Origin of the sequence: Martinezella miluonensis (genome assembly GCF_900094545.1) — a bacterium.
Classification (GTDB): domain Bacteria; phylum Pseudomonadota; class Alphaproteobacteria; order Rhizobiales; family Rhizobiaceae; genus Rhizobium; species Rhizobium miluonense.
This window is the reverse complement of record NZ_FMAH01000024.1, coordinates 29,475-42,049: the sequence shown is the minus strand read 5'-3', so window position 1 is coordinate 42,049 and position 12,575 is coordinate 29,475. Positions and strand designations below refer to the sequence as shown.

Sequence of the window (12,575 nt, the reverse complement as noted above, 5' to 3'; positions counted from 1 at the left end):
CCCGCTCGCTCGCTGGCCAGCAACGCAGGTAGGGTGGACCGTCAACGCCTTGGGCGGCAACGATACCGTCCATGGAAGCGCGTACAACGACCACATCGATGGACGTCACCAGCCGCCGTCGATCCCGATGTTCTGACCGGAAACCATGTCTGACGCGGGAGACACGAGAAACAGCACCAGCTCGGCGATGTCAGCGGGCTGGATACGTGATTTGATCGACTGATTTTGAAGAATCCAGTCGTTATATTGCTGCAGCCGATCGCCGAAGACCCGTTCCTCCGCCTCTGACACCACGGCGCCGGGCGAGACGCAATTGACACGAACGCCATGCGGTCCCAGTTCCCGCGCAAGCGACTTCGTCAGGCCATATATCGCGCCCTTCGACGCGACATAGGGTACATAGCCATCCCAACGGCCGTTGAGCGTCAGCGAGCAGAAATTGACGATCTTGCCGTAGCGCTTTTCCTTCATTTTAGGTGTAACGGCGCGTGTGAGCGCAAAGGCTGCCGAAGAATTGACCCGCAACTGCTCCTCGTACTCGTCCAGCGAAAACTCTTCGAAGGGTTTGTTGATGATCAGCGCAGCGTTGTTGATCAGGATATCGATACCTCCATGCGCGTCGGAAAGCCCTACCACGTTCTTCTCGCTCGCCGAGAGATTACCCAGATCCTGCTTGATATAGAGAACCTCGCCGTGGCTCTCCGCTGCAATCCTGGAAGCAAGGGGCTCGCCGGCATCGGCGTCAGCGCGGTCAAGCATGAGTATCCGTGCGCCGGCACCCGCCAACCGGCTGGCCTGAGCGCGCCCCAATGTCCCGAGTGCACCGGTCAGCAGAACTGTCTTACCCGATAGCGTCAGCATCTCAGCCTCATAATAGATCGTGGACTTCGTCGATCGAGGTTTCCGCAGTCGGCCGATCGAAAACGACCTCCCCGCGCGCCATCGCCACGATCCGATCGCAGGATTGGAAGACGTGCTGCATGTTGTGGGAGATGAAGATGCCGGTTAGACCCTGCGCTTTCAGGCCGCGGACAAAACCGATGACCTTGTTCGTCTCTTTGACCGAGAGATGGTTGGTTGGCTCGTCGAGGATCAGCACCTTCGATTTGAAATGCATCGCTCGCGCTATTGCCACGCCCTGCCGCTGACCGCCCGAAAGCTCGCCCACGAGCGCATCCGGCGAGCGCAGATGCAGATCGACATCGGCGATCGCCTTGATGCTTTCGTCTCGCATGCGCTTCTGGTCCATGATGCCGAAATTACCCATGCACCACTTCATCGGCTCGCGGCCGATGAACAGGTTGCGAGCGATCGACATCGTCGGGACCATGGAATTGTATTGATAAATCGTCTCCAGCCCATGATGCATGGCATCCTTTGGCGAGCGGAAATTGACCTGCCTGCCCTCGATCAGGATCTGACCCTCATCCTGGTGATGGACGCCCGAGAGGATTTTGATAAGCGTCGATTTTCCCGCGCCATTATCGCCCACCAGGCCGACGGATTCGCCGCGCTTGATGGTCAGCGAAACGTTTTTCAGCGCATGCACGCCGCTATACCACTTCTGCAAGTTGCGGCATTCGATGATCGGCAGTGTCATTTATGTGCCTCCACCTTGATCTTGCGGGATATCTTGCCCATCCAGGCATTGGCGATGACGGCAAACATGGTGAGCATGCCAATCGCGAATTTGAACCAGTTGGCATCGACACGCGAGAGCACCAGGCCGTTGTCGATAGTGCGGATGAGCAACGTGCCGATGATCGCGCCGAACACGGTGCCGATACCGCCTGCCAGGGCCGTCCCGCCGATAACGGCAGCTGCCACCGCCTGCAGCTCCAACCCCTCCCCGATCGAGGGCAGCGGCGAGCCAAGGCGCAGTACTTGCAGCAGGCCCGCAAAGCCCGCCAGCATAGAGCAAAGCATGAAGCAGACGATCTTCACACGCCGGACAGGGATGCCCATCGATGCCGCCGCTTCATTAAAGCCGCCCACCGCCCGGATCCAGTTGCCGAAGTTCGTCAGAGACAGGAAGGCGGCGGTGAGAATTGCTATCAGCGCAAACCATAGGAAGGACACGCGCAGGATCGCCCCCTGCCAGATATAGTCGGTGAAGAGCCAGGTCGGCAGATCATCTGGCAGAAGCGGCGGAAAACCGCCAGAAATAACGATCGTGAGGGAACGGGCAATAAACAGCATGCCGAGCGTGGTAATGAAGCTCGGGATCGAGAACTGCAGCGTGATATAGCCGTTGATGAGGCCGATGAATGCGCAGATCAACAGCCCTAACAGCAAAGAGAGGCTGAATGGAATGCCGTCGTTCAACATGACTGCCATGGACATAGGCATCAATGCAAAAACAGAACCGACGGAAAGATCGAACTCGCCGCATATCATCAATATCGTAACGCCGATGGCAACGAGCGCCATCTCCGGCAGCAGCCCCATGATGCCACGTATATTCTCAAACGACAGCAGCACGCCGTTTGACTTGATCTGGAACAGGACGATCAGGATAATCAGCAGAGCAAGCCCCGCCAACTCCGGCTTGTCGAGATAGACTTTTAGAAACCGCTTCATCAGCATATCGCTCGCGATGGTGCGGCGCCCTACTCCACAGAGCAAGACGCCGGTGGTCATTGGACGGTTCGGTTAACGCAAGCCGCGCTTGGACATTTCCATGATTATCGGAACATCCTTGGGCGTGACGATGCCCTGTCCGGTGTCGATATCCGAAGGGGTCAAGCCGGCAGTCTTCCATAGATAGGCCTGCATGACCGGCATGAAGCCTTGCATATAGGGCTGCTGGTCGACCTGCACCTGCACATAACCTGCCGTCATCTGCTGCAGGACTTCCGGCACGAGATCGAAACCGCCGAGAAGCACTTTGCCCGGCTTGATGCTGCGATCCTTCAGTACCTTGGCGACACCTGCATCCCAATAGCCAGTGTCGAAATAAGCCGTCGTATTGGGATTGGCATTAAGATAGGCGCCAATGCGATCGGCGGTGATGGCGAGGTCAGTAGCAGAGTCGATGCGCGAGATGTTGATCTCGCGATCCTTGTGCTCGGCCTTGTATTCCTCGAGGAATTTGGTGACGCCGGCAGCGCGCTGTTCGGACCATGTCTGGCCGGGAGCGTTGACGCCTACTAGCAGATTGAGCGGGCCGTCCTTCGGGAAATTCAGCGATTGGGCTTTGGCAAGCGAGTAGCCGGCCGCAACGAAACCCTGGCCGATGAAGGCCTTGCGCGCGTTGCCCTTCGCGCCCTGACTGTCGTCGACATTGACGGCAAGCACGAGAATGCCGGCATCGATGGCTTCCTTGATCGCGGCGTCGTAAGCCTTGTCATCGACGATGGCGACGAAAATCGCGTCCGGCTTGGTGGCGATTGCCGCCTGCAGGTTGGCGACCGCCTGTTCGACCGACCCTTCAGTTTGCGTCAGCACAAGCTGGCAGTTGGCACCGACGCGCGTGCAAGCATCGTCAAAGCCCTTCTTGACCGACTGCCAGAATGTATTGGAGGCCGAAGAGTGGCTGATGAATGTGACGTTCAGTCCTGCCGCAGAAGCACCGGATGCCATCAAAGACAGGCCGAGCGCCGTGCCGGCGATCATTTTCTTAAGCATGCTTTCCTCCCTTGTTTTGCAGTAATTTGTGCTGCGATCACTCCGTGTCGTCGAACAGCTCCGCGCGCGAGCGGGCGATTTCGGGCAAGGACGTCAGTATCTCTCTCAGATGCAGCCGGATCGCCTCCTCCGCGGCGGCCTTGTCGCCGGCAGCAATACCGTCGACTATTCTTTCATGCTGTTCGATCAATCGACCGATATGCAGGTCGTCGACGGAGAGAAAGCGTACGCGGTCCATCTGTGCCTTGACGCTTTCGATCACGCTCCAGGCATAGGCCTTGCCGGCGGCGGCGGCGAGCGTGTGATGGAAGAGTTCGTCGAGCCTCAGAAAGGCGGCGCGATCATCATGCGGGACCTTCCTCTGCTCGGCCAACTGCCGACGCAGCTCCGCTATCGTTTCCGGCGCATGGCCTTCGGCAACCAGGCGGACGATATCGGCCTCGATCGCCTCGCGCACGAAACGCACGTCCATGACCGAAGCCACGGAAATCTTGGTGACGAAGGTGCCTCGCTGCGGCAGCACCTGCACCAGCCCCTCCTCCGAGAGCTTGATGAAAGCTTCACGCACCGGCTGGCGGCTGACCGATAGAGACTTTGCGGCATCGGATTCCGACAGCCGTTCTCCCGGCAGAAGCTCGGCCTGAATGATCCGCTCGCGCAGGATGCGATAGACCTGCGGCCCTACGGATTCGCCTATCGCAACCACTTTGGCAGGTTTGGCGTTCGGCATGCAGCTGCTCTCCCTCCCGATATCGGTCTAATGTGGATTGTGTACTAACCTACTACCATACAAGTCAAGCATTTTTGCCGGATCTAAGCGCCGACCTTCGCCATGCGCCGATAAACATTGAACTTTTTATCAAGATCTTCGGCCAGCTCGACCCCATGACCGGGTCCTGGCGGAACGGTGATCATCCCGTTGGTCACCGTCGGCAACTGCGTCGTGAGATCGGCATACCAGGTGCGGTAATAGGCGCGCACGCTCTCCTGCACGAGCGCGTTCGGCGCGTTGAGCGACAGATGCGTTGACGCAGAAAGAACCACCGGTCCGGTGCAATCATGCGGCGCTACGGGCAGATGCCAGGCCTCGGCCATCGTTGCGATCTTCTTTGCCTCGGAGATGCCGCCGCACCAGGAGAGATCGAGCATCACGATGCCGGCGCTGTCGGTCTCCAGCAGATCGCGAAAAGCCCAGCGGGTGGCTAGCGTCTCGGAGGCACACAAAGGTGCAGAGCTCGCGGCCGCATAGCGTTTCAGACTGGATAGTGAATCCATCTTGATGGGGTCTTCATGCCAGAAGGTGCCGAAAGGTTCGAGCGCACGCGCGATCCGGATCGCCGGCGTGAGCTGCCACATCGAGTGGAACTCCACCATGATGTCCATCTTGTCGCCGACCCGCTTGCGGATCTTCTCGAAAGGTTCGAGCACTTTGCTTAGATCAGGCCCGGAAATATATTGGCCTCCGCTTGCCTCCGCCGCGATGTCGAACGGCCAGATCTTCATCGCCGAAATACCTTCGGAGAGCAGATCTTCAGCCAGTTCGTCGGCCCGTTCGAGAAAGCCATTCAGGTCATCATAATCGCGACGAGGACCGCCGAGCCCGTAATTGCCGGTCTGCTGGCCGCTTGCCTCACGCATATAGGTGTTGCCCGCGCAGGTATTGTAGGTCCGGATTTCGCGGCGCGAGAAACCGCCGAGCAATTGCGCGATCGGCAGGTTCGTGACCTTTCCGAACAGATCCCACAGACCGATATCGACAGCCGAATTGCCGCGCATTTCAACGCCGGTAGAGCGGAAGCCGAGGTAACCAGTCAGATCCTTTGAAATCTTGTCGATCTGAAGCGGATCCCGGCCAAGCAGCTTCGGCGCAACGACCTCATGGATATAGGCTTCCACCGTTTCGGCCATGAAGAAGGTCTCGCCAAGTCCGACGAAGCCCTCGTCGGTATGGATTTTCACCCAAAGGATATTCGGGAATTCCTTGACGCGAACGGTTTCGAATGCGGTGATCTTCATCAATAGACACCCGCCGCCAACAGGGCTTTCACGGTGAGATCGAAATGCTCGACCATCGCCGCCTCGCCCTTGGCCGGATCGCCGTTGGCGATTGCTTTGGCGATGGCGAAGTGACCGTCGATACTCTCCTGCCGCGTCTCGTTGCTGCCGCGGCTCGCCCAGCCGATCGGCCAGGTGTGGCGTGTCACGACATGGAAGGAGCCGACAATCAGCGAAAACATCGGGTTCTTCGAAGCGACACCGATCGCCTCGTGAAAGGCGATATCATGCTCCATGACTTTCTGCGGATCATTGAAATCGCGCTGCATTGCTTCAGCAAGCGCGTAGATTTCCGCGGCCTCGCGGTCAGTCCGGCGCAATGCGGCAAGCGCAACCGTCCGCCTCTCGATCGTTCGACGCACATCGAAGATCTGCTGGATCGTCGCCTGGTTCGTGTGAACCGCATGGTCGGTGATCATCGCCAGCACATCGGCCTTCGGCGCCGCCACCCGCGCCCGCCGCCCGTTGCCGATATCGATCAGCGTCAACGCAGCAAGCGAGCGATAGGCTTCGCGCACGATCGTCCGCGATGTGCCCGTCAGATCGGCAAAGGCACCTTCGCTCGGCAATTCATCGCCAACCTGCAGGCCATTGTCGCGGATATAGGCTTTGACCGACGTCATGACGCTGCCGAGCAATCCTTCGGCCCCGCCCTGCTGCACTCCGGCATCCCTCGTATCAGAAGAGAGTTCCATCAAGCTCTTCCCCAACCTGTATGATAGGTATAATTTAAGCTTGATTTAGATTGCCGATTACCTATTGTCAAGCTTCAGTTTCGTGGAGCCCTTGGGGAGACACATGCAGGTCGGCATTTTCTTCGAAGCACAAGACGTCGTCGGCGAGAGCGTCATCTGGTCGAGCGAGGAGAACGCGCTCTACTGGGTCGATATTGGCGGCAAACGCATCCATCGGCTGGAAGTGAAGACGAGCCGGCATGAGACGTGGTCAACTCCAGATTTCCCGACGTCGATCGGGATGTGCCGGAACGGCGGCTTTATCGTCGGACTGGCTCGCGACGTCTGCCTCTGGCGACCCGGCGGGAGGTTCGAGACTTTCGCCAGGCCGGAACCGGATAAGCCCGGCAATCGGCTGAACGAGGGCCGCGTGGCACCTGACGGCTCCTTCTGGGTTTCCACAATGCAGAATAATCTCAATGCGGACGGCACGCCGAAAGAGATGATGGCAAATGCGGGCGCGATCTACCGCATCGATCCGTCGGGCACCGTCAAACAGCTTACGCCGAACGAATACGGCATCACCAACACCATGGGCTGGACCCGCAATGACCGCTTCCTGTTCGCCGATACACTTGCCAATGAAATCTACTCCTTCGCCTACGATCCAGAGGCAAAGACTATCTCCGACCGCCGCACTATCGTCAGCGGGTTCGAACGGGGGCTGCCGGACGGTTCCTGCCTCGATGCGGATGATCATCTTTGGAACTGCCGAGTGGTCGGTGGCTCCGCTGTCGCGCGTTTCAGCGCCGAAGGCGCGCTACTCGATCTCGTCGAACTGCCGGTTTCATGGCCGACCAGCTGCACATTCGGCGGTGCGGATCTTTCCACGCTCTTCGTCACCTCGGCGCGTTTCACGATGACGGCAGAACACCTTCGTGCTCATCCGCTCGAAGGCAGCCTTCTCGCGATCGAAACAGAGTTTCGCGGCGTAGACGAGCCGAAATTCGGATATTGACATACTGGTATGGTAGAATGTTAATAAGCCCTATTGCGTGGAGGAGTGCCGAAAATGGAATTCGACGGGAAGAGCATCATCGTCACCGGCGGTAGCTTGGGCATGGGACGCGCCTGTTCAGAACGTTTTGCGAATGCCGGCGCACACGTCCTGATCGTTTCCAACGACCCGCAATCGATCGAGAGAGCCGTGGAAGAGATCAGCGGCAAGACGAGCGGCTTTGTCGGCGATGTCCGCAACGCTGCCGACATGCAAGCTGCCGTCGAGCAGGCTGCAACGAGGCACGGTGGCATCGACATTCTCGTCTGCTGCGCCGGCATCCAGCGCTATGGCACGGTGGTCGACACGCCGGAGGACATCTGGGACGATGTGCTCGATATCAATCTGAAGGGCGTCTATCTCGCGTCGAAATATGCCATCCCCGAAATGAAGAAGCGCGGCGGCGGCGCGATCGTCGCCATTTCCTCCATACAGTCTTACGCATCGCAGACGAACGTCGCGGCCTACACCGCAAGCAAAGGCGGCATCAACGCGCTCGTGCGCGCCATGGCGCTCGACCATGCCGCCGACAACATCACGGTCAATGCCGTCTGCCCCGCTTCGATCGATACGCCGATGCTGCGCTGGGCGGCGGACCTTTACAAGGGTGACCTGACCCAGGAAGAGATGATCGCTCAATGGGGCAAGGCACATCCCATAGGCCGCGTCGGCAGGCAGGAAGAAGTGGCCGATCTGGTGGCATTTTTAGCCAGCGACAAGGCCCGCTTCATCACCGGCGCCGACTTGAAGATCGACGGCGGCACCATGGCCAAGCTCGGTATCGTTTTGCCCGAGTGACCGACGGCATTTAATCAACGGAGACTGGCATGAAGCGTCCCAAGATCATCGACATCCGCGCGACAACCGTGACCGTGCCGCTCGAAGCGCCGCTGCGGCACTCCAACGGCGCGCATTGGGGTCGCTTCGTGCGCACGATCATCGAGATCGAGACGGATGTCGGTATCGTCGGCCTCGGCGAAATGGGTGGAGGTGGCGAAAGTGCCGAAGCAGCGTTCCGTTCGCTTAAGGCTTATCTTGTCGGACACGACCCGTTCGAGCTCGAGCAACTGCGCTTCAAAATCTGCAATCCCACCGCCAGCCTCTACAACAACCGCACACAAATGCACGCGGCCATCGAATTTGCCTGCATCGACATTATCGGCAAGTTTCTCGGTGTGCCTGCCTATGACCTCCTTGGCGGAAAAATGCGCGATGAGGTCGGCTTTGCGAGCTATCTCTTCTTTCGCCTGCCTAACAAGGATACCGGCAAGGGCGAAATCCGAACCGCCGACCAGCTGATCGAGCAGGCGCTGGAACTCAAGCGCAGCCACGGCTTCAAGGCTCACAAATTGAAAAGCGGCGTCTTTGCGCCGGATTACGAGCTCGAAGTCTTCCGAGCGCTGGCAAAGGCGGTCGGTGCCGATTCCGTCCGCTATGATCCGAACGCCGCCTTCAGCGTCGAAGAGGCAATACGGTTTGCCAAGGGCATCGAGGACCTCAACAACGACTACTACGAGGACCCGACCTGGGGTCTCAACGGCATGCGCCGCGTGCGGGAAAACACGCACATGCCGCTCGCCACGAACACCATCGTCATCAACTTCGAGCAGCTTGCGACCAACGTCCTGAACCCGGCCGTCGACGTGATCCTGCTAGACACCACCTTCTGGGGCGGTATCCGGCCCTGCATCAAGGCGGCAGGCGTGTGCGAGACATTCCAGTTGGGGGTAGCCGTCCACTCCTCCGGAGAGCTTGGCATTCAGCTCGCAACCATGTTGCATCTCGGCGCCGTGCTACCGAACCTCGTCTATACTGCAGACGCGCATTATCACCAGCTGACCGACGACATCATCGTCGGAGGTCCGATGAAATATACTGACGGCGCGATCAAAGTGCCCACCGGCCCAGGCCTCGGCGTGGAAATAGACCGCGAGAAATTGGGCAAATATTCGGATCTCTATAAATCGCTGGGCGGCTATCTCTACGATCGCGATCCGGCCCGGCCCGGCTGGTTCTCCACCGTGCCGAATACGCGCTGGGCGGATCCGACCGACGACCGGATCGTGGATTATTGAGTTCGAGCGAGTCGCGTAAAAACCTCCTTAGCCGGGGCTTTTTAAGAACAGCTACATCGCACGTGGTTTCTCAAAGAATGCGGGCTAGCGCTTGCGCCCGATCGCCCTCCTGAATGGTCCCGCAACCCAGAGCGGCGTATTTCATGAAGAGACGAGCAAAGTCCGCCTCCAGCCTGAGACCGCTGTTCTTAAGGAGCATCGACTCCGGCGGAAGAGCTGGCTCTTCTTGTAGCAGAGCGAGTAGGCTGCATCCGCCTGGCCGGTGTCGAAGGAGTTTAGCGCCCTCTTCACGACCATCGGCACGCCCTTGAATACAATCTTGTAAGCGACGAATGGCTTGGCAACCACGGCAAGACGTTGCTGGTTGCCGCGGACCTTGCCTCCCATTAGGAGATCACCGAACACTTACTGTGCGGATGCTACAACTGCGGAATCCGGCAGAGGTCGTTTTCAAAGATAGGTGGAAAGTTCGGAGCCGGATGCGGATCCGAGTTTTCAGCATCCTAAGCCACCGCCTGAGCACCGGTAACCTCGACCAGGGACCCACACATGAAGGCAGCTTCGTCCGACGCCAGGAAGGCAACAAGCGCGGCAACCTCCTCGGGCTTGCCGATGCGCCCGAATGGCACGAGCCTATCCAGATCAGCGATCGTCCGACCGGAGCGTTTGACCCCCGCTTCCAGCATTGGCGTGTGGATCTCGCCCGGGCAGACTGCATTGACCCTAATCTTGTCGGGTGCGTAGTCACGAGCCAAATTCTGGGTAAATGCCGCAACGGCTGCCTTGGTAGTGTTATAGGCAATATGATTGGGCGCGGGATAGAGCCCCCATTGCGAAGCCGTATTCACGATCGCGCCGCCGCCAGCCACAATCATGTGCGGAAGAACTGCTCGGCACAGATGGAACATAGAATCGAGATTGACGGTGAAGCTGATGTCCCAGTCCTCATCAGACAGCGACAGCAGATTGCCGCGGCGATTGATGCCTGCGTTGTTTACGAGGATATTTACGCGATTATGCAAGCCGAATGCCTGCTCCACGAGGCTGAAGCATGCGTCTTTCCTCGAAAGATCTGCTGAGATTACAGTCGCATTGCCGCCCTCAGACCGGATGTCGCTGGCGACCTGCGTGGCGGCCTCGACGTTCACGTCCGTCACGATGACAAATGCCCCTTCGCTCGACAGGCGCCTGGCGATCGCCGAGCCGATCCCGCCTCCCGCTCCCGTGACGATCGCAACCTTTCCCTCAAAACGCTTCATGAGAACCACCTCCTTATTACCGAATATAGCTTCCGCCGTTGACATCGAGAGTAGCTCCATTCAGCGACGCCTGGCTGGGCCGCAGAACGAATGCGACAAGTTCGGCCACCTCGGACGGCGCGGCCATTTCGCCGATCGGAATGTCCGCGACGGCTGCTGCTTTTCCATGCGCGGCGATAAAATCCTCCGCCATGTCCGTGCGCACCCAGCCGGGAGCGATCGCAACTGCAGTCACACCTTCGCCACCGAAGCTGCGGGCGATCGACTTCGTCAGATTGACGAGTGCCGCCTTGGTCGCCCCATAGGGCATGGCGTCGGCCGCGTAACCGCGCTGCCCGGCCCGACTGGCGATGTTGACGATACGGCCGCCGCCATTTGCCTTGAAATGGAGGATCGCATCCCTGGAAAGGTCGGCAGCGGCAAAGAAGTTGATCTGAAACTCCTTCTGCCACGCCGCTCTCCAGTCAGCGGCAGAGAGTTCGATGGGCACTTCCGTCCGGATTCCAGCATTGTTGACGAGCCCGTTGACGCGTCCAGCGACTTCGACTGTCCGTCGCCATAGCTCGAACGGCCCTTCCGGCGTGGAGAGGTCGGCCTGGATGATCCAGCCGTGACCGCCGATGCGCGCCAGCAAGGCTTTCGCGCCGGCCTTGTCCCGGCTGAAGTGAATGATCGGCCTTGCGCCTTCGGCAGCAAGCCGCTCGACAATCGCGGCGCCTATTCCGCCGGATGCCCCAGTGACCAATATGGTCTGTCCTTGAAGCCATCTGTCCATGATTGCCCTCACCTCAACAGGTCGACTTGCGGTCCCCATGTATCGGAGAGCGCGAAGCCGGCCACAAATGGATCGTCTTCCGAAAGGCGCAGTTGCGAGCGGCCGTAAACATAGCCGCGTCCCGTGATGCGAGGAAGGATCGCCTTACGGCCACCGACTTCCGTTTCGCCGATGACTTCGGCCTTGAATTCCCCACCAATAATGGAACGCGATGTGCGGATGTCCCCGACAGAGACGACGCCTCGTGCGTAAAGGGCCGCAAGATTGGCGGAACTGCCGGTTCCGCATGGCGAGCGATCGACACGGCCCGGCCGTAGCGTCGTGCAGGTTCGAATGGCCCCGTCCGGTTCCATTTCACGGAACATGACATAGGCAATCTCGGCGAGGCCCGGCAACGTCGGATGAGCGACCTTGACGAGCTCCCCCACCAGACGCTTCAATTCGATGCCAGCCTCGGCAAGCGCGCGGGCGTTTCTCGGTTCGATCTTAAGTCCGATCTGGTTCGCATCGACCAGTGCGTAGTAGACGCCGCCAAAGGCGACATCGATCTTGATCCGTCCCCAGGCGGGCGTATTGATGTCGTGGTCAAGCAATTCCGCGAAGCTCGGCACATTGTCGAGGCTCACGCCGACACAGCGGCCGCTCTCGCACCGTGCACGGGCGACGATCAGACCGGCCGGGGTGTCCAGTCGAACGGTGGTCTCCGGCTCGGTCATCGGTACATGGCCACTTTCCAGAAGAGCCGTGACCACACAGATGCAGTTGCTGCCCGACATCGGATGTGCCCGGTCGGCCTGCAGAACGATGAATCCGGCATCCGCATCATCGCGCGTCGGAGCGACGAGCAGATTGACGGACATGGCGACATTGGCGCGTGGCTCGAAAGTGACGAAACGACGGAGACTGTCGTCAACATTGTTGATGTGGTTCATCTTGTCGAGCATGGTCGCACCGGGCACCTCAGGCGCACCATCGACGAGGACGTGGCCGAGCTCGCCCTGACAATGAACAAGCAGCAGTTCGAGAGATCTGTCAAAACGCATCCGATCGACC

General features: G+C 59.2%; 14 protein-coding genes. 3 read left to right on the top strand and 11 right to left on the bottom strand.

The features are described 5' to 3' along the window. Positions 1–105: 105 nt before the first annotated feature. The 7 genes from GA0061102_RS18960 to GA0061102_RS18930 form a co-directional block, all read right to left on the bottom strand. On the bottom strand, positions 106–861 hold the full coding sequence (locus GA0061102_RS18960; RefSeq protein ID WP_092852097.1) for an SDR family oxidoreductase: 756 nt from the start codon (positions 859–861) through the stop codon (positions 106–108). Between the two features lie 7 nt (positions 862–868). Next, positions 869–1,600 (bottom strand): ATP-binding cassette domain-containing protein, encoded by a 732-nt coding sequence (locus GA0061102_RS18955; protein WP_092852095.1) that lies wholly within the window; start codon positions 1,598–1,600, stop codon positions 869–871. Continuing rightward, positions 1,597–2,580, bottom strand: a complete 984-nt coding sequence (locus GA0061102_RS18950) for an ABC transporter permease (protein ID WP_092852206.1) — start codon at positions 2,578–2,580, stop codon at positions 1,597–1,599. The genes GA0061102_RS18955 and GA0061102_RS18950 overlap by 4 nt, the downstream gene beginning before the upstream one ends. 72 nt (positions 2,581–2,652) lie before the next feature. Beyond that, positions 2,653–3,627 carry a sugar ABC transporter substrate-binding protein gene (locus GA0061102_RS18945; protein WP_167668019.1) on the bottom strand — a complete coding sequence of 325 codons (975 nt, stop codon included), beginning with the start codon at positions 3,625–3,627 and terminating at the stop codon, positions 2,653–2,655. A gap of 37 nt (positions 3,628–3,664) precedes the next feature. Continuing rightward, complete coding sequence (locus GA0061102_RS18940; protein WP_092852093.1) at positions 3,665–4,357, bottom strand: GntR family transcriptional regulator; 693 nt, start codon at positions 4,355–4,357, stop codon at positions 3,665–3,667. Between the two features lie 83 nt (positions 4,358–4,440). Further along, a complete protein-coding gene (locus GA0061102_RS18935) occupies positions 4,441–5,643 on the bottom strand; it encodes a mandelate racemase/muconate lactonizing enzyme family protein (RefSeq protein WP_092852091.1) in 1,203 nt (400 codons plus the stop codon). Further along, complete coding sequence (locus tag GA0061102_RS18930; protein ID WP_167668017.1) at positions 5,643–6,377, bottom strand: FadR/GntR family transcriptional regulator; 735 nt, start codon at positions 6,375–6,377, stop codon at positions 5,643–5,645. The genes GA0061102_RS18935 and GA0061102_RS18930 overlap by 1 nt, the downstream gene beginning before the upstream one ends. Positions 6,378–6,480: 103 nt before the next feature. On the opposite strand from GA0061102_RS18930, the gene GA0061102_RS18925 reads away from it, so the two are divergent. Genes GA0061102_RS18925 through GA0061102_RS18915 form a run of 3 tightly spaced genes read left to right on the top strand, consistent with a single transcriptional unit; the run spans position 6,481 to position 9,488 of the window. Further along, positions 6,481–7,374: an SMP-30/gluconolactonase/LRE family protein gene (locus GA0061102_RS18925; protein ID WP_092852089.1), complete on the top strand. Its 894-nt coding sequence runs from the start codon at positions 6,481–6,483 to the stop codon at positions 7,372–7,374. A 54-nt stretch (positions 7,375–7,428) separates the two neighbouring features. After that, positions 7,429–8,211: an SDR family NAD(P)-dependent oxidoreductase gene (locus tag GA0061102_RS18920; protein WP_092852087.1), complete on the top strand. Its 783-nt coding sequence runs from the start codon at positions 7,429–7,431 to the stop codon at positions 8,209–8,211. Positions 8,212–8,240: 29 nt separating this feature from the next. After that, entirely contained in the window at positions 8,241–9,488 is a 1,248-nt protein-coding gene (locus tag GA0061102_RS18915) for an enolase C-terminal domain-like protein (protein ID WP_092852085.1), read from the top strand. A gap of 141 nt (positions 9,489–9,629) precedes the next feature. Here GA0061102_RS18915 and GA0061102_RS18910 read toward each other — a convergent pair whose 3' ends face one another. From GA0061102_RS18910 to GA0061102_RS18895, 4 genes are all read right to left on the bottom strand, one after another. Continuing rightward, on the bottom strand, positions 9,630–9,875 hold the full coding sequence (locus tag GA0061102_RS18910) for a hypothetical protein (RefSeq protein WP_092852083.1): 246 nt from the start codon (positions 9,873–9,875) through the stop codon (positions 9,630–9,632). A gap of 116 nt (positions 9,876–9,991) precedes the next feature. Next, a complete protein-coding gene (locus GA0061102_RS18905; RefSeq protein WP_092852081.1) occupies positions 9,992–10,747 on the bottom strand; it encodes an SDR family NAD(P)-dependent oxidoreductase in 756 nt (251 codons plus the stop codon). Between the two features lie 16 nt (positions 10,748–10,763). Next, entirely contained in the window at positions 10,764–11,522 is a 759-nt protein-coding gene (locus GA0061102_RS18900) for an SDR family NAD(P)-dependent oxidoreductase (RefSeq protein WP_092852079.1), read from the bottom strand. Between the two features lie 8 nt (positions 11,523–11,530). Next, entirely contained in the window at positions 11,531–12,565 is a 1,035-nt protein-coding gene (locus tag GA0061102_RS18895; RefSeq protein WP_092852077.1) for a proline racemase family protein, read from the bottom strand. Positions 12,566–12,575: the final 10 nt, after the last annotated feature.